The organism is Streptomyces caelestis, assembly GCF_014205255.1.
Lineage (GTDB): Bacteria > Actinomycetota > Actinomycetes > Streptomycetales > Streptomycetaceae > Streptomyces > Streptomyces caelestis.
The window spans coordinates 3,855,271-3,878,600 of the sequence record NZ_JACHNE010000001.1; the positions used below are offsets into that span (position 1 = coordinate 3,855,271).

General features: G+C 72.2%; 20 protein-coding genes and 2 pseudogenes. 9 read left to right on the forward strand and 13 right to left on the reverse strand.

Annotated elements, in window-relative coordinates; translation table 11 throughout:
• Window positions 1–350: 350 nt before the first annotated feature.
• A complete protein-coding gene (locus HDA41_RS17385; protein ID WP_184984979.1) occupies window positions 351–932 on the forward strand; it encodes a sigma-70 family RNA polymerase sigma factor in 582 nt (193 codons plus the stop codon).
• On the forward strand, window positions 929–2,266 hold the full coding sequence (locus tag HDA41_RS17390; protein ID WP_184984981.1) for a zf-HC2 domain-containing protein: 1,338 nt from the start codon (window positions 929–931) through the stop codon (window positions 2,264–2,266). The genes HDA41_RS17385 and HDA41_RS17390 overlap by 4 nt, the downstream gene beginning before the upstream one ends.
• Before the next feature lie 13 nt (window positions 2,267–2,279).
• On the opposite strand, the gene purU is transcribed toward HDA41_RS17390, so the two are convergent.
• The gene (purU, locus tag HDA41_RS17395) at window positions 2,280–3,161 is read right to left on the reverse strand and encodes a formyltetrahydrofolate deformylase (RefSeq protein ID WP_184984983.1); all 882 of its coding nucleotides are present in this window, start codon (window positions 3,159–3,161) and stop codon (window positions 2,280–2,282) included.
• A gap of 46 nt (window positions 3,162–3,207) precedes the next feature.
• Window positions 3,208–3,708 (reverse strand): SCO4402 family protein, encoded by a 501-nt coding sequence (locus tag HDA41_RS17400; RefSeq protein WP_184984985.1) that lies wholly within the window; start codon window positions 3,706–3,708, stop codon window positions 3,208–3,210.
• Window positions 3,709–3,825: 117 nt separating this feature from the next.
• Here HDA41_RS17400 and HDA41_RS17405 point away from each other — a divergent pair, with 117 nt between their 5' ends.
• Window positions 3,826–5,136, forward strand: coding sequence for an ABC transporter substrate-binding protein (locus tag HDA41_RS17405; protein ID WP_184984987.1), 1,311 nt, complete (start codon window positions 3,826–3,828; stop codon window positions 5,134–5,136).
• Window positions 5,137–5,172: 36 nt separating this feature from the next.
• Here HDA41_RS17405 and HDA41_RS17410 read toward each other — a convergent pair whose 3' ends face one another.
• The gene (locus tag HDA41_RS17410; RefSeq protein ID WP_311772147.1) at window positions 5,173–7,536 is read right to left on the reverse strand and encodes a hypothetical protein; all 2,364 of its coding nucleotides are present in this window, start codon (window positions 7,534–7,536) and stop codon (window positions 5,173–5,175) included.
• Between the two features lie 200 nt (window positions 7,537–7,736).
• Window positions 7,737–9,122 carry an NsdA family TPR-like regulatory protein gene (locus HDA41_RS17415; RefSeq protein ID WP_184984989.1) on the reverse strand — a complete coding sequence of 462 codons (1,386 nt, stop codon included), beginning with the start codon at window positions 9,120–9,122 and terminating at the stop codon, window positions 7,737–7,739.
• A gap of 307 nt (window positions 9,123–9,429) precedes the next feature.
• Here HDA41_RS17415 and HDA41_RS17420 point away from each other — a divergent pair, with 307 nt between their 5' ends.
• From HDA41_RS17420 to HDA41_RS17430, 3 genes are all read left to right on the forward strand, one after another.
• On the forward strand, window positions 9,430–10,092 hold the full coding sequence (locus tag HDA41_RS17420) for a bifunctional DNA primase/polymerase (RefSeq protein ID WP_184984991.1): 663 nt from the start codon (window positions 9,430–9,432) through the stop codon (window positions 10,090–10,092).
• Between the two features lie 132 nt (window positions 10,093–10,224).
• Entirely contained in the window at window positions 10,225–11,016 is a 792-nt protein-coding gene (locus HDA41_RS17425; RefSeq protein WP_184984993.1) for an ABC transporter ATP-binding protein, read from the forward strand.
• On the forward strand, window positions 11,013–12,605 hold the full coding sequence (locus HDA41_RS17430) for a transporter (RefSeq protein ID WP_230299601.1): 1,593 nt from the start codon (window positions 11,013–11,015) through the stop codon (window positions 12,603–12,605). Before HDA41_RS17425 ends, HDA41_RS17430 begins: the two co-directional genes overlap by 4 nt.
• A gap of 11 nt (window positions 12,606–12,616) precedes the next feature.
• On the opposite strand, the gene HDA41_RS17435 is transcribed toward HDA41_RS17430, so the two are convergent.
• Window positions 12,617–13,504, reverse strand: a complete 888-nt coding sequence (locus tag HDA41_RS17435; protein WP_184984995.1) for an alpha/beta fold hydrolase — start codon at window positions 13,502–13,504, stop codon at window positions 12,617–12,619.
• A 608-nt stretch (window positions 13,505–14,112) separates the two neighbouring features.
• Window positions 14,113–14,805 carry an iron-dependent transcriptional repressor DtxR gene (locus HDA41_RS17440; protein ID WP_114253712.1) on the reverse strand — a complete coding sequence of 231 codons (693 nt, stop codon included), beginning with the start codon at window positions 14,803–14,805 and terminating at the stop codon, window positions 14,113–14,115.
• 277 nt (window positions 14,806–15,082) lie between these two features.
• Here HDA41_RS17440 and HDA41_RS17445 point away from each other — a divergent pair, with 277 nt between their 5' ends.
• The gene (locus HDA41_RS17445) at window positions 15,083–15,838 is read left to right on the forward strand and encodes an SIS domain-containing protein (RefSeq protein ID WP_184984997.1); all 756 of its coding nucleotides are present in this window, start codon (window positions 15,083–15,085) and stop codon (window positions 15,836–15,838) included.
• A gap of 40 nt (window positions 15,839–15,878) precedes the next feature.
• On the opposite strand, the gene HDA41_RS17450 is transcribed toward HDA41_RS17445, so the two are convergent.
• Window positions 15,879–17,333, reverse strand: coding sequence for a PAS domain-containing protein (locus HDA41_RS17450; RefSeq protein WP_184984999.1), 1,455 nt, complete (start codon window positions 17,331–17,333; stop codon window positions 15,879–15,881).
• Between the two features lie 120 nt (window positions 17,334–17,453).
• A pseudogene (locus tag HDA41_RS41280) lies at window positions 17,454–17,576 on the reverse strand (RidA family protein); the annotation flags it as partial.
• A gap of 390 nt (window positions 17,577–17,966) precedes the next feature.
• On the opposite strand from HDA41_RS41280, the gene HDA41_RS17455 reads away from it, so the two are divergent.
• Window positions 17,967–18,443 (forward strand): HIT family protein, encoded by a 477-nt coding sequence (locus tag HDA41_RS17455; protein WP_221511545.1) that lies wholly within the window; start codon window positions 17,967–17,969, stop codon window positions 18,441–18,443.
• 51 nt (window positions 18,444–18,494) lie between these two features.
• Here HDA41_RS17455 and HDA41_RS17460 read toward each other — a convergent pair whose 3' ends face one another.
• Entirely contained in the window at window positions 18,495–19,595 is a 1,101-nt protein-coding gene (locus HDA41_RS17460; RefSeq protein WP_184985001.1) for a citrate synthase 2, read from the reverse strand.
• Between the two features lie 283 nt (window positions 19,596–19,878).
• Here HDA41_RS17460 and pdxH point away from each other — a divergent pair, with 283 nt between their 5' ends.
• Entirely contained in the window at window positions 19,879–20,547 is a 669-nt protein-coding gene (gene pdxH / locus HDA41_RS17465) for a pyridoxamine 5'-phosphate oxidase (protein ID WP_184985003.1), read from the forward strand.
• Here pdxH and HDA41_RS17470 read toward each other — a convergent pair.
• The 4 genes and pseudogenes from HDA41_RS17470 to HDA41_RS17485 all read right to left on the reverse strand — a co-directional run bounded on the left by HDA41_RS17470 (window position 20,537) and on the right by HDA41_RS17485 (window position 23,288).
• On the reverse strand, window positions 20,537–21,160 hold the full coding sequence (locus tag HDA41_RS17470; RefSeq protein WP_184985004.1) for a TetR/AcrR family transcriptional regulator: 624 nt from the start codon (window positions 21,158–21,160) through the stop codon (window positions 20,537–20,539). The genes pdxH and HDA41_RS17470 overlap by 11 nt on opposite strands.
• 4 nt (window positions 21,161–21,164) lie before the next feature.
• Window positions 21,165–21,899 (reverse strand): enoyl-CoA hydratase family protein, encoded by a 735-nt coding sequence (locus HDA41_RS17475; protein ID WP_184985006.1) that lies wholly within the window; start codon window positions 21,897–21,899, stop codon window positions 21,165–21,167.
• Window positions 21,896–22,087: pseudogene (locus HDA41_RS17480) on the reverse strand (AMP-binding enzyme); the annotation flags it as partial. The pseudogene HDA41_RS17480 and the gene HDA41_RS17475, both read right to left, overlap by 4 nt.
• Window positions 22,088–22,160: 73 nt before the next feature.
• A complete protein-coding gene (locus tag HDA41_RS17485; RefSeq protein WP_184985009.1) occupies window positions 22,161–23,288 on the reverse strand; it encodes an acyl-CoA dehydrogenase family protein in 1,128 nt (375 codons plus the stop codon).
• Window positions 23,289–23,330 lie beyond the last annotated feature (42 nt).

Here is a 23,330-nt window from a genome sequence, read left to right on the forward strand (position 1 = left end):
GCCAAAACGGAAGCAGTCCCTACGCTTCCTTGGAGCGCGGCTGCCCAGCGGCCGTTCCCTGAAACGCAAGCCGAAAAACGGATCCCCCGCAGAAGAGGCTTGTTTTAGTCGACTTCGATCCTGTTCGATCCTTTTCAGTCATGTCTGATCAGGGGGCGGATGGGTAGGCACGCTCCTACGGCACCCTGCCCGAGCGCTGGTGGTCCCCTACCACCTGCGGCCGATCAGGGGGCGCACATTGCCACAAAGGGGCGTGCGCCACCGGACGTGCCGACTACATTCGAGGAAACGTCGGACACAGGCCGGACAGGGCACGGGCGCGGCACATGAGCAGGGGGTGAGAAGGCCGCATGGCGAAAAAGGACGTACCGCCTCGCTGGGACCGCAAGATGCAGCAGCGGCTCGCCCGCGGGGAGGCCGCCGCTCTCGGTGAGCTCTACGACCGGTTCGCCTCCCTCGTGCACGGCCTCGCCCACCGCGTACTCGGCGACGAGCGCGCCGCCGACGGCATCACACGCGAGGTCTTCATCCACGTCTGGGAGCATCCGGACGCCTACGACCCGAAACAGGGCCCTCTGCGCACCTGGGTCGCCGCACTGACCCACCGCCTGGCCGTCCAGCGCCTGCGCGCCACCGAGACCGCCGCCCTCGCCCGCGAGGGCTCCGGCGCCACGGAGGAACTGGAGCACACGGTGCGCCGGGCCTCGGTCGCCGCCCGCGCCGACTACATCGTCCAGTCCATGCCGGCCCCGCTGCGCTCGGCCCTGGAACGGGCCTACTTCCAACGCCGCGACTACTGCCAGACCGCCACCGACCTCGGCATCACCGAGGACGAGGCCCGCCGCCGCCTCCGCCTGGGCCTGCAACTCCTGTCCACCGCCCACGACTGCGAGGCACCCGGCGCACCGCCCGGATACGGGGGTGCGGTGTGAACGGGCCGGACCGGTTCGAGGCGTACGACGGCCCGGGCGACGACGGGCACGAGGAGAAGGACGACGCCCGGAGCGAGAGCGGCAGTCAGGGCGGGCCCGGCGGGCCGGAGCCCGGGCGTCCGCCGCGGATCCCCATGCCCCGGACCTCCGTCGAGGACAGCGGGCTGCCGTTGCCCGTGCTGGAGGAACCGGGTGACGCGGCGTCGCCGTCGCCCGTACGGCCCGTGTTCGAGCACCCCGTGCTCAAGGCCCTGCTCGGCGCCTGGGCGCTGGCCGCGTGCTCGGCGGAGGAGGCCACGGCCGTCGAGGAGCACCTCGGCGAGTGCGGCGCGTGTGCCGACGAGGCGCGGCGGCTGCGCGAGGCGGTCGGGCTGCTGCAACGCCCCGACAGCCTCGACCTGGACCCGGGCCTGCGCACGCGTGTCCTGGAGTCCTGCCTGGAGCGCCGCCCGCCGCGCATCCCGGTGCCGGACTGGGCCGCCGCGTACGACGCCGAGACCGCGCGCCTGGACGCCCTGCTCCAGGACTTCGGCGACGCCGAGTGGCACGCGCCCGTACGGCTGCGCTGGTTCCGGGCCGACGAGGCCACGAGCCGCCGTACCACCGTCGCGGGTGTCATCGCGCATCTGCTCAGCGTGGACGGGCTGGTGGCGGTCGCGCTCGGCCTCGACGACCCGCTGGGCGACGTCACGCCCAGGCGCCCGACCCCGGCGGCCCGCACCGAGGCGTACTGGAAAGCCTCCCATTTCCCGCCCACCCGTGCCGTGCGGGCGCCCTGGCGGGAGCAGAGCCACGGCCTCGTCCGCACGGTGTCCTTCACGGGCGGCGGTGACGGCGGGATGCCGGTGCCGTACGGCGACTTCGCGCTGCCCCTGCACGACGCGATGCTCGACCGGGCCTTCGAGTGCTGGGTGCACGCGGAGGACATCGCGGACGCGGTCGACTACCCGTACGACCCGCCCTCGCCGCGCCATCTGCACCGCATGATCGACCTGGCCGCCCGCATGCTGCCGAACGTCCTGGCCCACCGCCGCCGAGGCGGCCTGGCGGCACCCGCCCACCACCGCCACCTCGTGACGGTGGGCGAACCGGGCCGCAGCCTCCGCCTGGAGATCGAGGGCTCGGGCGGCGGCGAGTGGCTGATCCCCCTCGACTCCCCCGCCGCGAAGGGCTCCGCCGAGCACGAGGTGGCCCACGTGGCCCTGGACGGCGTCGAGTTCTGCCGCCTGGCAGCGGGCCACGTGCCTCCGCAGGAGGCGGCGGCGGGCCAGGTGGGAGACAGAGAGGCGATCAGGGACGTCCTGTTCGCAGCCGCATCACTGAGCAGGATGTGACTGGCTCAGGGGCTCAGGCGAAAATCACCGTCCGCCGCCCATTGAGCAGAATCCTCCGCTCGGCATGCCACTTCACCGCCCGGGCCAACGCCTGGCACTCCACATCGCGCCCGATCGCGACCAGCCCCTCCGGCGTCACGTCGTGCCCGACCCGCTCGACCTCCTGCTCGATGATCGGCCCCTCGTCGAGATCGGCCGTCACATAGTGAGCGGTCGCCCCGATCAGCTTCACACCCCGGGCGTGAGCCTGGTGATACGGCTTGGCCCCCTTGAAGCTCGGCAGGAACGAGTGGTGGATGTTGATGATCCGCCCGGCCAGCGCCTTGCACAGGTCGTCCGACAGCACCTGCATGTACCGCGCGAGGACGACCAGCTCGACACCCTCCTCACGCACGATGTCGAGCAGCCGGGCCTCCGCCTCGGACTTCGTGTCCTTCGTCACCGGAATGTGGTGGAAGGGGATGTTGTAGGAGCCCACCAGCTCGGCGAAGTCCGTGTGGTTGGACACCACACCCGCGATCTCCACCGGCAGCGCACCGGTCCGTGCCCGGAACAGCAGGTCGTTCAGGCAGTGCCCGAACTTGCTGACCATCAGCAGGATGCGCATCTTCTCGTCGGCCCGGTTGATCTGCCAGTCCATCTGGAAGGAGTCACCGATCGCCGCGAAGCTGGCCCGCAGCTTGTCCAGGGTCACCGGCGCCTCCGCCGAGAAGTGGACCCGCATGAAGAACAGTCCCGTGTCGTGGTCGCCGAACTGCTGGCTGTCCTCGATGTTGCAGCCGGTCATGAACAGATAGCTCGACACGGCGTGCACGATGCCCTTCCTGTCCGGGCAGGAAAGAGTGAGGACGTACTGGTCGGCCGGGGCTTCGGCGCGGGTGGACTGCTCGTTCATGCGGGACAGGTTCCCACAAGGAACGACACGACCGGCAATCGTCCCGCTACGCGGACCTGGTCATGATCCGCAGCACCTCCAGGCTGCGCGGCGGTGTGTCCGGCTCCTCGCCGTCGCTCGCGGCCAGCCGCACATGCGCGTCCCGGGCCGCCCGCACCGCCTCCGGCCACGCCTCGTGCTCCAGGTACGCGGAGACCGGCGCGTCCGGCCCGACCTGGTGCATGATCCGCAGCACCCGCAGCACGGCTGTGTCGACGAGAGCCGCCTCCTGAGAGTCGCGGAAGATCGTGCCGACGTACTTCTCGGCGGACCAGTGGTCCAGCCAGGTGTCCTCGACCAGCCGGTACACCGCGTCGGTCACGTCACCGTAGCCGTCCACACCGGCCAGCCAGACGTCCCGCTGGAACACGGGATCGGAGAGCATGTGCAGCGCCGAGCGCACGTTGCTGCGCCAGCGCCACCACGGCATGTCATTGACGGGCATGCCGCCCATGGTGGATGAGCGACGGCCACGACGGGAAGAGTTCTCCGAAGCTTGCACGGTCATCGATCGTACGTTCCCCTCCACATCGGTCACACCGGCCCCTGCATTTCACCTGTGCGTCACCAATTGTTGCCCTCGGAACACTCATCGGTTAGCCATGTGGCGGAATCGTGCGGAGTCATGACCGGCAGGCGACGCACCCGCAGCACATCCCTCCCCGGCCTCCTCACCCGTCACGCCAAAATCGGCGTCCTCTTCGCGGGCACGGCGGTCGCGTGCGCGGCTCTCCTCGCCGGCTGCGGGGTCGTCCCCGGCACCACGGGGGGTACCGGGGACGACCCGATCACCGTCATGACCTGGGCGCCGCAGGGCACCAAGGCCACCAACAAGCCCGGCATGCCCGCCTTCGCGCGCGCCTACGCCCGCTGGGTCAACGCCAACGGCGGGATCAACGGCCGCAAGCTCAACGTGCTGACCTGCAACGACCACAACGACAGCGTGGCCGCCGCCAAGTGCGCCCGGCGGGCCGCCAAGGAGAACGTCGTCGCGGTCGTAGGATCCTACAGCCAGTACGCCGACTCCTTCTTCCCCTCCCTGGAGGGCGCGGGCATCCCGTACATAGGCGGCTACGGCATCACCAACGCCGAGTTCACCAGCCCTCTGTCCTACCCCGTCAACGGCGGCCAGCCCGCGTTGCTCGCCGGTCTGGGCAGCGCCCTCGCCGGCTGCGGGCCGGTCGCGCTGATCCGCCCCGACACCATCGCGGGCGACCAGCTGCCCCCGCTGCTCGACTCCGGCCTGAAGGCGGGCGGGCACAAGCCCGCGAGGGACCAGCGAGCGGCGGAGGACGCCACCGAGTACGACGGCCACGCCGATCTGGCGCTGCGGACGACGACCACCGACCCGGAGGACGAGGGCTGCGTGGTGCCCGCGCTCGGGGACCGCAACGGCACCTTCATGGACTCCTTCCGGCGGGCCCGCGAGGACTACCCCGACGTACGGACGGCCACCGTGCTCGGCAGCGTCGACCAGACGGTGATCGACGCGACCGGCGGGGCGTCGGGGCCGTACGAGGGCTCGTACATCACCGGTTGGTACCCGGTGGCGAGCGATCCGCGCTGGGACGCGATGAAGCGGGTGATCAAGGCGGAGGCCTTCGACGACAACCGCATCGACCCCGCGGACGCCGGCGTGCAGACCACGTGGATCGCCTACACCGTGTTCCACAAGGTCGTCGAGTCGCTCGGCGACGGGGAGGTGACCGCCGACACGGTCACGGAGGCCCTCGACGACGGCCTGAGGATCAGCACGGACGGGCTCACGCCGACGCTTCAGTGGCGGTTCCAGGCCAAGCTCGCCTCCGTCGGCTTCCCGCGCCTGGTCAACGCGAACGTGACCCTTCAGGTGGTGCGGGAAGGGCGGCTGGTGTCGGCGCGGAAGGGCTTCGTCGACACGACGAGGACGCTTGAGAACGCCGACGTGAACTACTGAGCCCGCGCCCGGCAGTTCACGCCGGGATCGGTCATCTCACAGCTGTGTCGGCTGCCGCTCGGTCAGGCCGTACGTCTTCGCGATGCCGTTCCACAGCTGGGCCGCCTTGGCCTTCTCGGCGCTCGCGACGCCGCTGGCCCGGTTGCCGGCCTGGGTCTGGCCGGTGACGCGGGCCTGGCCCTTCTTGCAGCCCTTCTTGCCGGCGGTCTGGTCCGCCCAGGCCGCGTAGTGGTTGTCGGCCGAGGCGGAGGCCTGCCACGCCTTGGTGAGGGCGGTGGTCAGCGCGGCGTGGTCGGGCAGCTTGTCGACCGTGACGCCGGAGAGCCGGGTGACCAGCTGGTTGCGCTGCCTGGCCGCCTCGCGCAGGTCCTTGGCGGCCTGGGCGAGGTTGTCGCAGCCCTTGACGTCGGCCACCGCGTTGATCACGGTGCTGCGGCTGTCGCCGCTGTCGGCGAGCAGCTTGTCCAGCTCGACCGCCTGCGCGCGGGCCGGGTCGGCGGACGGCGAGGCGGAACCGTCCGTCGCGGGCGCCGAGACGGCCACGGTCTTGTTGTCGCCGCCGTCGTCGTCACCGCCTCCGCCGCCGGCGAGCAGCGCGCCTGCGCCGACGCCGAGGACGGCGATGCCGATGCCGACGGCCGCGATGACCGGCAGGCGCGAGCCACGCCCACCGCGAGCGGAGTGGCCACCGCCGGGCGGGGCGTAGGACGGCTCAGGGTGGGGCGACGGCTGCTCGACACGGGGCAGCTGCTGGGTGGCGCCGGCCGGGCTCTCGGCACCGTGCTCGCTGCGGAAGAGGTTCTCGAACCCGGCGGGCGGCTGCTGGGCCCCGCCGGGCACCGGCGCGATGTACTGCGTCGCCTCGGCGTCCGGGTTCGAGGCGGACGGCAACGGCCCGGTCCCCAGGAACCGCGTCGCCTCGGAGTCGTGCTCGGCGGGCATCTCGGGCGGCAGCGCACCCGGGCCCACCGGGGGTATGTACTGCGTCGCCCCCTCGTCGGCGGGGGTGGCGGCGACAGGCGGCAGATACTGCGTGGCCGCCGCGGCCCCGTCCCCCGCGACGGGCGGCAGATACTGGGTCGCCCCCTCATCGGCGGCCGGGGGCAGGGGGGCACGCCCGGCAGCGGTGCCGTGCCCGCCGGATCCCGGCGACTGCGGCCCACCCGCGGCAGCGGACCCGTACGCACCGGGGGCCGGCGGCAGGCTGCCCCCGGCGGGAGACCCGTACGCGGGGCCGGTCCCGTACGCGTGGGATTGCTGAGGCGACTGCCCACCCGCGGGGCCGGTCCCGTACGCGCCACCCTGCTGCGGCGACTGCCCACCCGCAGGAGGCGCCCCGTACGCGCCGGACTGCTGAGACGACTGCCCACCCGCCGAGCCGGTCCCGTACGCGTCGGACTGCTGAGACGACTGCCCACCCGCAGGGCCGGTCCCGTACGCGTCGGACTGCTGCGGCGACTGCCCGCCCGCCGAGCCGGTCCCGTACGCGTCGGACTGCTGCGGCGACTGCCCGCCCGCAGGAGGCGCCCCGTACGCGGCGGACTGCTGCGGCGACTGCCCACCCGCCGAGCCAGCCCCGTACGCGTCGGACTGCTGCGGCGACTGCCCGCCCGCAGGAGGCGCCCCGTACGCGTCGGACTGCTGCGGCGACTGCCCACCCGCCGAGCCAGCCCCGTACGCGTCGGACTGCTGCGGCGACTGCCCGCCCGCAGGAGGCGCCCCGTACGCGTCGGACTGCTGCGGCGACTGCCCACCCGCCGAGCCAGCCCCGTACGCATCACCTTGCTGAGGCGGCTGCCCCCCGGCAGGTCCCGTCCCGTACATGCCGGTCCCCTGGGGGCCCGGCGCCCCGGCAGGAGAGTGGTACGCGTCAGCGGCCTGCGGCAGCGGACCAGCCGCACCGGCGGTCCCGTACGCACCGGAGGCCGGAGGCAGGGCGCCCCCAGCGGGCGGCCCGTACGCGTTGCCCTGCTGCGGTGGCTGCCCGCCCGTGCCCTCCGGAGGCAGCGGGGCTCCGCCCGCGGGAGCGCCGTACGGGCCGGCGTACGGGTTCGGGGGCTGGGTGCCCTCCGGGGGCAGCCCGCCCGGGCCCGGTGTGCCGGGGCCGGGGTGCCGGCCGTCCCATGCCGGTGGCTCCGTCCACTGCTGGGGCGGCGGGGACTGCCGGCTCTGGTCCGGCTGCGCGGACGGGGACTGCTGGTCGGGGCCCCACGGCTGGCCCCAGGTCTGGCCCTCGGCGGGGGCCGAGGCCGGGGCCTGGCCGGGCCGGCGGCCGGAGGGCGCGTCACCGGGTCCGCCCGTCATGCCCGGCAGCAGGGGCTCGCCACCGTCGGAGGGCAGCACGATGCCTTCGCGCGCGGGGCGCGCCGAGGGCTCCTCGCCCTGTCCACTCTGCGTCACCGGGACTCCTACTAATGGGGGACCTTGTGAATCGTCGGCTCACGCTACCGGGTCCCCGGAGCCCGGTGCCACGCAGCACAGGACATGACCTCATGCCCTGTGAGCGCGGTAACAGAACCGGGTCACGGCACGCCGCTCATGTCACCTCCCGCGCGTCAAGCGGCCGTTTCCACACGTTCACGCATCCGCGGACCCTGTGTTCACGCCGCCGTCTGAAGGTCCAGCCGCGCCCCGAACTCCCTGACCACCGCCTCGTCCCGGTACGGCTCCAGCCGCTGCTGGAAGTCCTCCAGGTACTCGGCGCCCCGGTTGGAGCGCAGCCCCTCCAGGAGTTCGACGGCCTTCATGCCCGTGCTGCACGCCTCTTCGATCTCGCGCTGCTGCACCTGAGCCGTGGCCAACAGCACATAACCGATGGCCCGGCGGCGCGCCCGCGTCTCGGGATGCCCGGCCAGCGACTCCTGCGCACACCGGGCCGCCGCCTCGGCCTGCCCCAGATCCCGGTGGCAGTGGGCCAACTCGTCGGCGAGGTAGGCCTCGTCGAAGTGCGCGATCCACGCCGGGTCGTCCCCGGCGGCCGGATCGGCCGCCTCCAGGGCGCTCACCGCGCGCCCGGCGGCGGTCTGGGCGGCGCGCGCGTCGCCCATCAGGGCGTGCCCGCGCGCCTCCGCGGCGTGGAACATCGACTCCGCACGCGGTGTCACGCGCCCCCGCGCGCCCTCCTGCGCCGCCCGCGCCAACTGCGCGATCTCCCGCGGGTTCCCGAGCTGCGCGGCGAGATGGCTCATGGAGGCGGCGAGCACGTACCCGCCGTAGCCCCGGTCCCCGGCCGCCTGGGCGAGCCGCAGCGCCTGGATGTAGTAGCGCTGGGCCAGACCGGGTTGCCCGGTGTCCACGGCCATGTATCCGGCGAGCTCCGTCAGCCGGGCCACCGCGGCGAACAGGTCCCGCCCCACCGCCTCCCGGTACGACCCCGCCAGCAGCCCCGAGACGACGCTGTTGAGGTAGTGCACGACGACCGGCCGCACGTGCCCGCTGCCGTACTGGTGGTCGAGATCCACCAGTGCCTGCGTCATGGCCCGTACCGCCTGCACGTCGGACTGCCCGACCCGCGGCCCCGCCGAGCGCGACACCTGCGCGTCCGGCACGGAGATCAGCCAGTCACGGCTGGGCTCGACCAGCGCGGACGCGGCGACGGAGGAGCCGGACAGGAAGTCCCGCCGCCCCACGTCACTGCGCCACAGCTCGCAGACCTGCTCGATGGCCCCCAGTACCGTCGGTGAGAACTGAAGACCCACGCCCGAGGCGAGGTTCTTGCCGTTGGCCATGCCGATCTCGTCGATCGTCACCGTACGGCCGAGCTTGCGGCCGAGCGCCTCGGCGATGATCGCCGGGGCCCGTCCCCGCGGCTGCTGCCCGCGCAGCCAGCGCGCCACCGACGTCTTGTCGTAGCGCAGGTCGAGACCGTGCTCGGACCCGCACATGTTGACGCGGCGGGCGAGGCCGGCGTTGGAGCATCCGGCTTCCTGGATGAGCGCCTGGAGCCGTTCGTTCGGCTGCCTGGCGACGAGCGGCCTTGCGGCCATGGCGTACCCCCTGTGGCTGCGGTGCCTGCCCACGCACCGAGTTGACGTGCCTTCCGCGGCCGAGCCCTCTCACGTCCCGGCGAGAAGATCCGGCCGTGAAGATCAATGCCCCGCCGACCAGACGAAAATGCGAGGCATGTGAGGATTGCCGGGGTGACGGCTGGTGCCGGCCCCACTCGTGGCTACCCCGCTCCGGCCACGGTTCCTCTCGCGCGCCCCCGCACATGCACCCATGCGCCCCGACGACAGGGGCGATGCTCCTCCCCGCGCACGCGGGCGGGCGTAACCCCTGGTGACGCCCAGAGTTGTGTTCATCGTGGAAGAGACGATCGCCGGCACCGAAGCCGCTCAGATCCCGAAGCAGCGCGGGGAATCGCTGCTGGAGACCGCTGTTCGCTACGCCGAGGAGCGCCACTGGGACGTGTTCCCCGGCACCTGGCTGGAAGCCGTCGACGGCGCTCAGCACTGCTCCTGCGGTGACGCCGCGTGCCCGGCACCCGGGTCGCACCCGGCGCGTCCGGACTGGGCGACGCAGGCGACGGGCAGCGCGACCGTCGCACGGCGGATGTGGCAGAAGCAGCCGACGGCGTCGATCCTGCTGCCGACGGGGCGTACGTTCGACGCGATTTCCGTGCCCGAGACCGCCGGGTTCCTCGCGCTGGCGCGGATGGAGCGCATGGAGCTGACGCTGGGGCCGGTGACGCTCACGCCGGATCGGCGGATGGAGTTCTTCGTGCTGCCGGGGGCGTCCGTGAAGGTGCCTGATCTGGTGCGGAAGCTGGGGTGGTCGTTGTCGTCGCTGGATCTGACCGTGCTGGGTGAGGGCGCGTATGTGGCTGCGCCGCCTACGCGGTTCGGGTCTCGGGGGGCTGTGCAGTGGGCCTGCCGGCCTACGCCTGCGAATCGGTGGCTGCCGGACGCTGAGGAGTTGATCTCGCCGTTGGCGTATGCGTGCGGCAGGGATCGGTAAGCGCCCTTTCGTCTGCCTGGTTGCCGTTGCGTGGCGACTGCAGGATCGTCCGTGGTTGATCGCGCCCACGCGGCGGAGCCGCATATCAGGCAGAGCCCCGCGCCCCTGAAGAACGCCACCGTAGGGTTCTAGGTGACGGAGGGAGATGCGGTGGGTTCCAGCGCTGTGCGTGTACAGGGGCTCTGGAAGCGGTTCGGGCAGCAGGTCGCTGTCGCCGGGATCGATCTGGAGTTGCCCGCGGGCAAGTTCATCGGGCTTGTCGGGCCGAACGGGGCCGGGAAGACCACCACGTTGTCGATGGTGACCGGGCTGCTCAGGCCCGATCAGGGGACCGTCGAGGTGGTGGGGCACGACGTGTGGCGGGACCCCGTCGAGGTGAAGGCGCGGATCGGGGTGCTGCCGGAGGGACTGCGGCTGTTCGAGCGGCTGTCGGGGCGTGAACTGCTGGCGTACAACGGGCGGTTGCGCGGGCTGCCCGGTGCCGAGGTCGACAAGCGGGCCACGCAGCTCCTCGATGTCCTCGATCTGGCGGGCGCCCAGCACAAGCTCGTCGTCGACTACTCGACCGGCATGCGCAAGAAGATCGGGCTCGCCACGGCGCTCCTCCACAATCCCGAAGTGCTGTTCCTGGACGAGCCGTTCGAGGGCGTCGATCCCGTCTCCGCCCAGACCATCCGGGGCGTCCTGGAGCGGTACACCGCCTCGGGCGCCACGGTCGTGTTCTCTTCCCACGTCATGGAGCTCGTCGAGTCGCTGTGCGACTGGGTGGCCGTCATGGCCGCCGGGCGGATCCGCGCGCACGGGACGCTGGCGGAGGTGCGCGGTGACGCGCCCTCGCTGCAGCGGGCGTTCCTGGAACTCGTCGGGGCGCAGAGCCGGGACGCCGGGTCCCATCTCGACTGGCTGGGCGGCGGGTCCCGGTGAGCGATTCCACGATCACCCCGGTCTTCGTCCGGCTGAAGCTGTCGCTGCTGCGCAACGGGCTGCGGCAGTCCGGCGGGCGGAAGGCCGCCTACATCGCGTCGGCCGTCTTCGCCCTGCTGTTCGCCGCGCTGCAACTGATCGGCCTGATCGCGCTGCGCGGGCACGCGCACGTCGAGTCGCTGGTCGTGCTGGTGGCGGCGGTGCTGGGGCTCGGCTGGGCGGTGATGCCGCTGTTCTTCCCCAGCGGTGACGAGACGCTGGATCCGACCCGGCTGGTGATGCTGCCGCTGCGGCCCCGGCCGCTGGTGCGGGCCCTGCTCACGGCGTCGCTGGTCGGCATCGGGCCGCTGTTCACGCTGTGCCTGCTGATCGGCTCCGTGGTCGCGGTGGCCCGGGGCGGGGCGGCGTTCGCGGTGGGCGTCGTCGCGGTCGCCTTGGCGCTGCTGGTGTGCGTGGCCCTCGCGCGGGCCGTCGCCGCCGCCAACGTACGGCTGCTGGCCAGCCGCAAGGGGCGGGACCTCGCGGTGTTGAGCGGACTGGTCATCGCGATCGGGGCGCAGGTCGTCAACTTCGGCGCGCAGCGGCTCGGGGCGTCCGGGCTGGGCGAGCTCGACCCGGCGGCGGACGTGCTCCAGTGGGTGCCGCCCGCGTCGGCGATCGCGGCCGTACACGCGGTGGGCGAGGGGTCGTACGGTCTCGCCGCCGTGCAACTGGCGCTGACCGCGGGCGCGCTGGCGACGCTGCTCGCGGTGTGGTCGCGGCATCTGACCCGGCTCATGACCTCGCCCGACGGATCGACGCTGCCGGCCGCCGAGTCGGCCGCCCGCGAGCGGACGTCGACCGGGCTCGGGCGGCTGCTGCCCGCGGGCCGCACGGGGACGGTCATGGAGCGCAGCCTGCGGTACGTGTGGCGCGACCCCAAGACCAAGGCGGCCTGGGTGACGTCGCTGGCCATCGGCCTGATCGTGCCGGTGTTCAACGCCTGGCAGGGCACCGGGTCCGTGTACTTCGCCTGCTTCGCCGCCGGGATGCTCGGCATCCAGATGTACAACCAGTTCGGGCAGGACACCTCGGCGTTCTGGATGGTCGCGATGACGATCTCGTCGACCCGCGACGCCTACGTCGAGCTGCGCGCCCGCGCGCTGGCGCTGCTGCTGATCACCCTGCCGTACGCCACGCTCGTCACCGTCGTGACGACCGCCATGCTCGGCGACTGGCGGCGGCTGCCGGAGGCGCTGGGGCTGTCCTTCGCGCTGCTCGGCGCGATGCTCGCGACCGGGGCGTGGACGTCCGCCCGCTTCCCCTACTCCATCCCGCAGGAGGGCTACAAGAACGTCGCCCCCGGGCAGACCGGGCTCGCCTGGATCTCCATCTTCGGCGGGATGATCGCCGCCGCCGTGCTGTGCGCGCCCGTCATCGCGCTCACGATCTGGCTGAACGTGAGCGCCGACGGCGACGACTGGACGTGGCTGCTGCTGCCGGTGGGCACGGCGTACGCGGCGGCACTCACCGCGGTGGGACTGCGGCTCGCCGCCCCGCAGACGGCCCGGCGGCTTCCGGAGATCCTCACTGCGGTCAGCAAGGGGTGAACCGCGGGGCGTCAGTCGGTACCGAGGGCGTCCAGGAACGGTTCGATCGCCGCCCGCCAGGCCTCCGGCTGGTCGTAGTGGACCAGGTGACCGGCGTCGGCGACCTCCGCGTACTGGCCGCGGGGCAGGACGCGGACCATCTCCTGGGCCTCGGCCCGGCCCAGCTCGCCATCGAGGCCGCGCACCACCAGAGCCGGGCACCGGACCTGGGCCAGCTCCTCCCAGTGCGCGTCGTACACCCAGGTCTCGCGGGAGCGGAGCATCTGCTCCGGGTCGAAGACCGGTCGCCAGCCGTCCGGGGACTCGGCCATCACCTCGGCGTAGAACTCGCCGCGGGCCGGGTTGGGGCGCTCCACCCAGGGGTCGTCCTCGCCGAACCACTTGCGGACGTCGGCGAGCGTGGCGAACGGCAGCGGCCAGGACGCGAACCACTGGGCCCACTCGTGCTGCGAGGCGGCGCCGAGCGCGGAGGCCCGCATGTCACAGATGATCAGGCCACGGACCAGATCGGGGCGTTTGGCGGCGAGCTGCCAGGCGGTCAGCGCGCCCATGGCGTGGCCGATGAGGACGACCGGGGCGAGGCCGAGCTGGTCCAGAGCGGCCTCGGCGTCGTCGACGTAGGCGTCACGGGTGAAGGAGCCCTGCGGGGGCTTGTCGCTGCGTCCGTGGCCGCGCTGGTCGAGGGCGACCGCTCGGTACCGGCCGGAGAGCCAGCGGGCGGTGGACGCCCAGTGCGAGGCGCGGCCCATGAGGCCGTGGAGTAACAGCACGCCCGGGGAGCCGTCCGGCACGTCCCGCGCGGGATCGGATCCGGCCGGATCGGTCTTGGGCGGGTCGCCGAACTCCCAGGCCGCGAGGCGTACGCCGCCCGTCCCGGTCACGTCGATGCGTCGCGCCATGTCCTGGCACCCCCCAAGCTTCGCGCGGACCGCGGCCGTCTCGGACGGGTCGGTCCTGTGAACCGTGTTCTGCCTGCTGTGCCTTGCCGTTCCTGGTCGTTCCTGTTGGTGTGCACATCCCTGTAGCGCACGTTCCGGTTCGTTCGTCACCCGCAGGTTATCGAATGAGCATTCGAGAATGCCGTTCTCGCGGGCAACACCCCTCGTTCGAGTGACCCCCCTCAAGGATTGATCGCCTCGGTCGAGGGGAGATCTTCAACAGGGGGCGGACCGCTCGGGGAAACCGGTCCGAGGGAAATGACCCTGAGAGCTCGGGGCTCCGGGTCAGCACAGGGGAGGACAGGCCCCGGCGCCGCAAGGCGCCGGGGCCCTCTGCGTCTCCACGGCACATCCCTCCGCCCCCCTCCCCGGCCGGGCGACATCGCTGTCGAGCCGCGGCCAAGAGCCCTCAGGTCATATGCCTCACGCGACAGCGTCGCACGGGAAGCGGGCGAGCGCTGCCATTCGACGGACTGGATCCTGGATTCGACGGGATCACGCCAACGCCACAACCGCCCCACGCACAACGAGAGTTGGCGGCCATCCCGGGACAGGGCCCCCGGCCGGGCTCAGGGCTTGGCGACGAACACGTGGGAGGCCACGTCCGACTCCAGCTCGGCCGCCTCGCCACCGCTGCCGACCAGCACACCGCCCGCCGACTCCGTCACGCTCACCACCGAGCCGGGCTGCACGCCCGCCCGCCGCAGCGTGTACATCAGCTGCGCGTCCGTCTGGATCGGCTCGCCGATACGGCGTACCACGACCGTCTTGCCCTCCGTGCCCGGGTCGAGGCTGGCCAGCGACACCATGCCCTCGTCCAGGAACGGGTCGGCGCCGTCCTTCTCGCCGAGCTCCTCCAGACCCGGGATGGGGTTGCCGTACGGCGACTCCGTCGGGTGCCGCAGCAGCTCCAGGACGCGGCGCTCCACGGCCTCGCTCATCACATGCTCCCAGCGGCACGCCTCTGCGTGGACCTGCTCCCACTCCAGACCGATCACGTCGACGAGCAGACACTCGGCGAGCCGGTGCTTGCGCATCACGCGCGTGGCGAGACGGCGGCCCTCGTCGGTGAGCTCCAGGTGCCGGTCGCTGGCGACGGACACCAGGCCGTCGCGCTCCATCCGCGCCACGGTCTGGCTGACCGTCGGCCCGCTCTGGTCCAGCCGCTCGGCGATACGGGCGCGCATGGGGACCACACCCTCTTCCTCCAGCTCGAGGATGGTGCGGAGATACATCTCCGTGGTGTCGATCAGTCCGGACATACGTGCCCCTCGAATGAGATCTGCCGGAGGCTGGACGGCTCACCGGCGCGTGCGCTGGCCCTGCACCCAATTCTGCCGGATACCACCGACAACCGTGCCGCAGGAGGGAAAGCGGGGATTACCCGGACCCGCGGAGGGGTACGACGGAGCTTTTCACAGCCGTGCGGCACGCTCTCCACGGCCCCGCCGAGCTTTTCACGGCCGTATTGACACCGCACTGGTCCAGACCGCATGATGCGCGACACTCGCGCCCGAGGCCAGCCTGAAGGGACCCCGTATGAGCGACCGCGCGCCGGCCGGCCAGTTCCTCGACGCCGCGATCGGCCTGCTGCGGCGGGTCCGCGACGAGGAGGCCGACAGCATCACGGCGGCCGGGACGCTCCTCGCCGACACCGTCCTAAACGGTGGCCGCCTCTTCGCCTTCGGCGCCGGGCACTCCTCCCTCGCCGCGCAGGACCTCGTCTACCGCGCCGGCGGTCTCGCCCTGATGAACCTGCTCGCCGTGCCGGGGGTCGTCGGCGTCGACGTCATGCCCGCGCCGCTCGGCTCCGCCCTGGAACGCGTCGACGGCCTCGCGAGCGCCGTCCTGGACAGCTCCCCGCTGCACGAGGGCGACGCCCTGCTGATCATCTCCCTCTCGGGGCGCAACGCCCTCCCCGTGGAGATGGCCATGAACGCGCGCGCCCTGGGCGTCAAGGTCATCGGCGTGACGTCGGTGGCGTACGCCTCGGAGACGAAGTCCCGGCACTCCTCGGGGACGTACCTCAAGGACCACTGCGATCTCGTCCTCGACTCGAAGATCGCGGTCGGCGACGCGGAACTCACCCTGGACAACGTGCCCGCCCCCTTCGCCCCCGCCTCCACGGTCGTCACCTCGGCCCTCCTCCAGGCCGTCATGGCGACGACAGCCGCCACACTCGCCGACCGCGGCGTCGAGCCCCCGCTGCTGCGCTCCGGGAACGTCGACGGGGGCCACGACTGGAACGGGCGGGTGATGGAGCGGTACCGGGACCGGATCTTCTACCGGCACTGACACCTTCCGCCGGCGACACGGCCCGGGTCACCCCTGTCGCTCACTCCTCGTCCGACAGCCCCGCGAGATCCAGCGCCGCGGCGATCCTTACCGCCACGTCCTCCGCGTACATCGCGTCGGAGCGCTCGAAGGCACCGCGCCCCGCGCCCCTCAGGAACGTCACGACACCCAGCGTCCGCCCCCGGCTGCGCAGCACCGCGCACAGGGCGTGCACGGCGTCCGGCGGCCACTGGCGGGCCAGGGCCCACTCCCGGGCCTGCTCGGGCGAGACGGCGCCCGAGCTCGCCCGCAGCGCGCCGACCCGCTCCACGCACTGCAGGGCCGGATGCCCCTCGGCGTACCGCACGGGCAGTCCCGCGCGGCCGGCGAGCTTGCTCGGTCCCGGCGCGCCGGAGGGCGTCGCCGCGACCCGCACCAGCCGTACCGGCCCGGCCTCCGTGTCGGTGAGCGCGCCGCCGGCCACCCGGTCGATCAGCGCGTGGTCGGCGAAACCGGCCAGGGCGAAGTCCAGGTGAATCGTCGCCGCCTCCGCCGGGTCCTCGCACTCGGCGGCGGCCCGCGAGGCCCGGTACAGCTGCTGCGTACGGAACCGCAGCAACGACGCCTCCTGCTCGGCCTGCTTGGCCTCCGTCACGTCCTGGAACAGCCAGCCCACCCCCAGCGGAACCGGCTCCTCCGCCAGCGGAGAGGCCAGCCGCAGGAAACCGCTGCGCCAGCACCGCCGCCGCTCCCCCTCGGGCGTGCGCACCGTCACCCACACCTCGGCGGGCGCGGGCGGCGCACCCTCAGCCAGCACATGCTGGAGCGCGCTCTCCAGCTCCTCCACGCCCTGCGCGATCAGCTCCCCGAGCGGCCGCCCGAGCACGGACGTACGCCCCGCGCCCAGCGCCCGGGCCGCGTGCGCGTTCACCACGGCCGGCCGCAGGTCGACGTCCACGAGCACGACACCCCAGCTGGCGTCCTCGAACAGCGCCTCGCTCAACGCGATCGACCGCTCCAGATCGATCTGCACGTGCACCTCGCTGAAGGCGCAGTACACACCCGCGGGCTTGCCGTCCGGACCCCGTACGGCCGCCGACTGCGTCCGCACGAGCACCCGCCCGCCGTCCTTCGTCAGCAGCGCGAACTCGTGCACCTGGCGGCCCGGCGCGTGCATGGCGGACAGCAGCCGCCCCTCGACCTCCTCGGCGTCCGCGCTGCGCACGGCCCACCCGGCGAGGCCCCGCCGCCCCACGGCCTCGTCCGCGCTCCACCCCAGGATCCGCTCGGCCTCGCGGTTCCAGTGCGTCACCACCCCGTCGGCGTCGAAGGCGCACAGCGCCGCGTCCATGCCGTCCAGCAGCGCGGCAAGCAGATCCGAACCATCCGAGTTGTCCCGCTCGGGCTCGTCCGGCCCCAGCTCGTCGGTGGTCCCACTACGCCGGGAAGCACTCACCTGGACCCCCTGCAGGCTGCGTCCGCACGTACGGCACGTCGGTTCGCTCCTTGCAATCATTCAACTGGAACGTGACCCAGCGCACACCGAGTTCCCGCAACATTGATGGAAGGAATCGTTGTACGGCGGCGACCCCCACGTCAACGCCCGGAGGACGGCACGGGCGGGCCTTCCGCGGACTCAGTCGATCAACGACACGGGCCCAGTACCACTCCCGCGCCGCGCGTACACCTCGATCTCGATCTTCATCCGGGGATCCGCAAGGCCGCACACCAACATCGTCGCGGCCGGCCGCACCTCACCCCGGCCTCACCACACCCACGGGTCGGATCAACGTCTCCCACCGGAATCTGCGGCTGCTTCAACGGGGTGACGGATACGAGTGGGCCATCCGGTCCGAGGCGCCACAGTCAACCTCTCGGAAAATGGGTTGATCGGTGGCCGAGCGGTTCTTAGTGTGTGGCTCACACCGAAGGGAGGTGATCCGGCAGATGTATGAAACCCGGACGCGTGAGGTGGCTGCGGGCTAGCGGCCCGACACCACACACAGTGCGGTGCCGGACCGGCACGTGAGCGAAACGTGCAGCCGGCCCAATCTCCAGCAGTCACCCGACCCGCGAGTCGCCGGTACGTCCGGCCGGCTCCTCCTCTGGAGGACCAGGCTCGCGGGTCGTCTGCGTTTTCCGGGGGGCGATGGTGGTGAGTGAGTGGCGCGACGATCGGATCGGCAGCGCTCTGCGGGGTGAGAATCCGGCCGTGATGCGGAGGCTGGACGCCGGGTTCGCGGTGATCGGCGATGTGCAGTTCCTGCCCGGCTACTCCTTGTTGCTGACCGATGATCCCGCGGTGGAGAGGCTGTCGGAGCTGCCGCGGAGCAGGCGGCTGGCGTTTCTGGGGGACATGGAGCGGCTGGGCGAAGCCGTCGAGCGGACCTGTCGGCGGGTGGAGTCGGGGTTTCGGCGGGTCAATCTGGAGATTCTCGGGAACGCCGACGTGTTCCTGCACGCGCATGTGTGGCCGCGGTACGACTGGGAGCCCGAGGATCTCGTGCGGTTGCCCGTGTGGCTCTATCCGCGGGAGATGTGGAGCGAGGAGCGGTATGCGCTCGGGGCGCGGCATCAGCCGTTGCGGGAGGCGATCGGTGAGGAGCTGGACCGGCTCACGGGGTGAGACGTGCGGACGGCCTCACCCGGAGCCGGGTGAGGCCGTGTGGGAGACCGGTCAGTGGGCGATGTCCTCGTAGCCCTCGATGTCGCGGGGGTTGCGGGAGCCGGGGCCGGTGTAGCGGGCCGAGGGGCGGACCAGGCGGCCCGTGCGCTTCTGTTCGAGGATGTGGGCGGACCACCCGGCCGTGCGGGCGCAGGTGAACATGGACGTGAACATGTGGGCCGGGACCTCGGCGAAGTCCAGGACGATGGCTGCCCAGAACTCGACGTTGGTGGCCAGGACCCGGTCGGGACGGCGGGCGTGGAGTTCCGCCAGGGCCGCCTTCTCCAGGGCCTCGGCGACCTCGAAGCGGGGGGCGCCCAGTTCGCGGGCCGTGCGGCGCAGGACCCTCGCCCTCGGGTCCTCGGCGCGGTAGACGCGGTGGCCGAAGCCCATGAGGCGTTCGCCCTTGTCGAGGGTCTGCTTGACGTAGGCCTCGGCGTCGCCCGTCCGCTCGATCTCCTCGATCATGTGCAGGACGCGGGAGGGGGCGCCGCCGTGGAGCGGGCCCGACATCGCGCCGACCGCTCCCGACAGGGCCGCCGCCACGTCCGCGCCCGTCGAGGCGATCACGCGCGCCGTGAACGTGGACGCGTTCATGCCGTGCTCCGCGGCGCTCGTCCAGTACGCGTCCACCGCCGCCACGTGCTTGGGGTCCGGCTCGCCGCGCCAGCGGATCATGAAGCGCTCGACGACGGAGTGGGCCTTGTCGATCTCGCGCTGCGGGACCATCGGCAGGCCCTGGCCGCGGGCCGACTGGGCGACGTAGGACAGGGCCATGACGGCCGCCCGGGCGAGGTCCTCGCGGGCCTCCTCGGCGTCGATGTCCAGGAGGGGTTTCAGGCCCCAGACGGGCGCGAGCATGGCCAGGGCCGACTGGACGTCGACGCGGATGTCGCCGGAGTGGACGGGGATGGGGAACGGCTCGGCGGGTGGCAGGCCCGGGTTGAAGGCGCCGTCGACGAGCAGGCCCCAGACGTTGCCGAAGGAGACGTGTCCGACGAGGTCCTCGATGTCGACGCCCCGGTACCGGAGTGCGCCGCCCTCCTTGTCCGGCTCGGCGATCTCCGTCTCGAACGCGACGACTCCCTCGAGCCCGGGTACGAAGTCGGACATCAGGCGGCTCCTCGTGATGTAAGCGACAGATGGTGTGATGGGGGTGGGGCGACGAACCATGTGTCAGTCAGCTTGCGAAGCGGGCGGCCGTCCGGTGGATCCACGGTCGTGTGCGGCGACTCGCGGTCCTGGCCGGTCCCCCCTGTGATGCCCCGTGCGGCTGGCGGTCACCCAACCGGAACGGCACGGAAACGATATCCCCGAGTGCCACCGTTGGGGAGGGTTCACGGCACTCAGTGCCAGTGAGTGACGAAGGACACCGTCCATACGGCAAGATGACCGGGTGACCGACCGCGACGCCGCCCCCTTCGACCTGGCCTCGATGCGCAAGCAGTACCGGGCCGAGGGCCTCTCCGAGACCGAGCTGGCCGCCACCCCCGTCGAGCAGTTCGCGCGCTGGTTCAAACAGGCCGCGACGGACGGCGGGCTGTTCGAGCCGAACGCCGTGATCGTCTCGACGGCCGACGCCGAGGGCCGGCCCAGCTCCCGCACGGTACTGCTGAAGCACTTCGACGAGCAGGGCTTCGTCTTCTACACGAACTACGACTCCCGCAAGGCGCGTGACCTGGCGGAGAACCCGTACATCTCGCTGCTGTTCCCCTGGCATCCGATGGCCCGGCAGGTCATCGTGACCGGGATCGCGCGGCGTACCGGGCGGGACGAGACGGCGGCGTACTTCCGCACCCGGCCGCACGGCTCGCAGCTCGGCGCGTGGGCCAGCGCGCAGTCCTCGGTGATCGCCACGCGCGCCGACATCGACGGGGCGTACGCCGAGCTGGCCGCCCGCTACCCCGAGGGCGAGCAGGTGCCCGTGCCGCCGAACTGGGGCGGTTTCCGGGTGGCCCCGCAGACGGTGGAGTTCTGGCAGGGCCGCGAGAACCGGCTGCACGACCGGTTGCGGTACGTGGAGCGGGCCGACGGGAGCTGGCGCGTGGAGCGGCTCAGTCCCTGACGCCGCCCAGCGCCTGCTCCAGCAGCCCCGCCCACTGCTCGACCACCCGCTCCCGGCGTGCCGAGTCGTCCGTGAGGAGGTTGGCCAGGCCCAGGCCCCGGGCCATGTCGAGGAGGCCCTGGACGGTTTCGCGGACGCCGGGGACGGATTCGTCGGCGGCCAGGAGGTCGACGGCGATGCGGTGGGTCTCGCGGCCCACGCGGGCTTCGAGTTCGGTGACGCGGGGGCGGAGCTGGTCCTCGTCGGAGGCGGCCACCCAGAGGTGGAGGGCCGCGCGGAACAGCGGTCCGGTGTAGAGGTCGACCAGGGCCGCGACGACCGCGTGGCGGTCTCCGGCCGCGCCCTCCGGGAAGAGGGCGCGCAGGGCCGTGGAGCGTTCCTCGGCGACGTACTCGACGGCCGCGGTGAAGAGGTCCTCGCGGGTCGGGAAGTGGTGCTGGGCGGCGCCGCGGGAGACGCCGGCGCGTTCGGCGACGACGGAGACGGTGGAGCCGGCCCAGCCGTGTTCGGCGAGGCAGGCCACGGCGGCTTCCAGGAGCCGCTGCCGGGTGGCCCGGCTGCGGTCCTGCTTGGGGACTCTCTCCGCACGGTCGACCGTGCTCACACCGCCCATGTCCTCACACCACCCATGCCGGATCCCGTCGTTCGAGGAAGGCCGTCATCCCCTCGCGGGCCTGCGGGGAGGAGAACAGCCGGGCCGAGAGCGCGGTCAGGCCGTCCGCGTCCCGGTCGAAGGTTTCCAGCACCCTAGCCGTGAGCAGCCGTTTCGTCTCGGTCAGGGCGTCGGGGGCGGATCTGCGCAGGCCGTCGAGGATGGGGGCCAGTGCGGTGTCGACGTCGTCGGCGTGGGTGGTGAGCAGGCCGGTGCGGGCCGCCTCCGCCGCGTCGAAGCGCTCGCCGGTGAGGTAGTAGCGGGCCAGCGCGCGCGGGTCGGTGCGCGGGAGGAGCGGCAGGGAGATGACGGCGGGGGCGACGCCGACGCGGACCTCCGTGAAGGCGAAGGTGGCCTCCGCCGAGGCGGCCGCGATGTCGCAGGCGGCCAGCAGGCCGAGGCCGCCCGCGCGGACGTGGCCGGTGACCCGGGCGACGACCGGCTTGGGCAGTTCGACGATCTGCCGCAGCAGGCCGACCAGGGCTTCCGGGGGCGGGGGGTCGCGCAGGTCGGCGCCCGCGCTGAAGGTGTTGCCGGTGTGGGTGAGGACGACCGCCCGGACGCCGGTGTCCTGGCCTGCCTCCGTGAGCGCCTCGGCCAGTTCGCCGACGAGGGCCGCCGACAGGGCGTTGCGGTTGTGGGGCGAGTCGAGGGTGAGGATTTCGACGGCACGCGCGCGTGCCCGGCCGACCAGAGTCATGCGCGCTCCCTGAGCTGTCGGCGGAGGACCTTGCCGGAGGCCGCCCGGGGGACACCGTCGATGAAGGTGACGTGCCGGATCCGCTTGCAGGGGGCGCCGCGTTCGGCGACGTACATCATGATCTCGGCCTCGGAGAGCTCGGTGCGGGACGGCTGGCGGACGACGTACGCGTGCGGGATCTCGTTGCCGTGGGCAGTTCGACGGGCGGGCCCTCTGCGTACTCGCTGCGGAACATGGTTCCTCCTCGCGCGCGGGGCCGTCTCAGTACGACTTGGGCAGGCCCAGGGTCTGGTGGGAGACGTAGTTGAGAATCATCTCCCGGCTCACCGGGGCGATACGAGCCACACGCGCGGCCGTTATCAGCGAGGCGAGACCGAACTCGCGGGTGAGGCCGTTGCCGCCGAGGGTGTGCACGGCCTGGTCCACGGCCTTCACGCAGGCCTCCCCCGCCGCGTATTTGGCCATGTTGGCTGCCTCGCCGGCACCCATGTCGTCGCCCGTGTCGTACAGCCGGGCCGCCTTCTGCATCATCAGGCGCGCGAGTTGGAGGTCGATGTGCGCCTGGGCGAGGGGGTGGGCGATGGCCTGGTGGGCGCCGATGGGGGTGTTCCAGACCTGGCGGTCGCGGGCGTACTCGACGGCTTTCGCGAGGGCGTAGCGGCCCATGCCGATCGCGAAGGCGGCCGTCATGATGCGTTCGGGGTTGAGGCCCGCGAAGAGCTGGAGGAGTCCCGCGTCCTCGTCGCCGACGAGTGCGTCGGCGGGCAGCCGCACGTCGTCCAGGGTCAGCTCGAACTGCTTCTCGGCGGCGTCGAGTTCCATGTCGATGGGATGCCGGGTGAAGCCGGGTGCGTCACGCGGGACGATGAACAGGCAGGGCTTGAGGCGGCCGGTGCGGGCGTCCTCGGTGCGGCCGACGATGAGGGTCGCGTCCGCGACGTCGACGCCGGAGATGAAGACCTTGCGGCCGGTGAGGATCCAGTCTCCGGTGTCCTCGTCGCGGCGGGCGGTGGTCGTGATGCGGTGGCTGTTGGAGCCGGCGTCCGGTTCCGTGATGCCGAAGGCCATGAGGCGGGAGCCGTCGGCCAGGGCGGGGAGCCAGTGTTGTTTCTGGGCGTCTGTGCCGAAGCGGGCTATCACTGTGCCGCAGATGGCTGGTGAGACGACCAGCATGAGGAGGGGGCAGCCGGCTGCGCCGAGTTCTTCCAGGACGATGGAGAGTTCGGATATGCCTCCGCCGCCTCCTCCGTACTCCTCGGGGAGGTTGACGCCGAGGTAGCCGAGTGTGCCCGCATCGGACCAGAGGCGTGCGGGGTCGTGGGGGCGGCCGTGGCGGTTGCCGAGTGCGGAGACGGTTTGTCGTAGGGCTTTGTGGTCTTCGGTGTCCATCGGCGTCCTTTCGGGTACGGGTGGTTTGTGGCGGATCGCGCA

Excerpts from the sequence above, each read along its gene's own strand:
- HDA41_RS17385 (WP_184984979.1), top strand. The coding sequence starts at position 351 with ATGGCGAAAAAGGACGTACCGCCTCGCTGGGACCGCAAGATGCAGCAG.
- purU (WP_184984983.1), bottom strand. The coding sequence starts at position 3,161 with ATGAACGAGCAGTCCACCCGCGCCGAAGCCCCGGCCGACCAGTACGTC.
- HDA41_RS17400 (WP_184984985.1), bottom strand. The coding sequence starts at position 3,708 with ATGACCGTGCAAGCTTCGGAGAACTCTTCCCGTCGTGGCCGTCGCTCA.
- HDA41_RS17405 (WP_184984987.1), top strand. The coding sequence starts at position 3,826 with ATGACCGGCAGGCGACGCACCCGCAGCACATCCCTCCCCGGCCTCCTC.
- HDA41_RS17415 (WP_184984989.1), bottom strand. The coding sequence starts at position 9,122 with ATGGCCGCAAGGCCGCTCGTCGCCAGGCAGCCGAACGAACGGCTCCAG.
- HDA41_RS17435 (WP_184984995.1), bottom strand. The coding sequence starts at position 13,504 with ATGGCGCGACGCATCGACGTGACCGGGACGGGCGGCGTACGCCTCGCG.
- HDA41_RS17440 (WP_114253712.1), bottom strand. The coding sequence starts at position 14,805 with ATGTCCGGACTGATCGACACCACGGAGATGTATCTCCGCACCATCCTC.
- HDA41_RS17445 (WP_184984997.1), top strand. The coding sequence starts at position 15,083 with ATGAGCGACCGCGCGCCGGCCGGCCAGTTCCTCGACGCCGCGATCGGC.
- HDA41_RS17450 (WP_184984999.1), bottom strand. The coding sequence starts at position 17,333 with ATGATTGCAAGGAGCGAACCGACGTGCCGTACGTGCGGACGCAGCCTG.
- HDA41_RS17455 (WP_221511545.1), top strand. The coding sequence starts at position 17,967 with ATGGTGGTGAGTGAGTGGCGCGACGATCGGATCGGCAGCGCTCTGCGG.
- HDA41_RS17460 (WP_184985001.1), bottom strand. The coding sequence starts at position 19,595 with ATGTCCGACTTCGTACCCGGGCTCGAGGGAGTCGTCGCGTTCGAGACG.
- HDA41_RS17470 (WP_184985004.1), bottom strand. The coding sequence starts at position 21,160 with ATGGGCGGTGTGAGCACGGTCGACCGTGCGGAGAGAGTCCCCAAGCAG.
- HDA41_RS17475 (WP_184985006.1), bottom strand. The coding sequence starts at position 21,899 with ATGACTCTGGTCGGCCGGGCACGCGCGCGTGCCGTCGAAATCCTCACC.
- HDA41_RS17485 (WP_184985009.1), bottom strand. The coding sequence starts at position 23,288 with ATGGACACCGAAGACCACAAAGCCCTACGACAAACCGTCTCCGCACTC.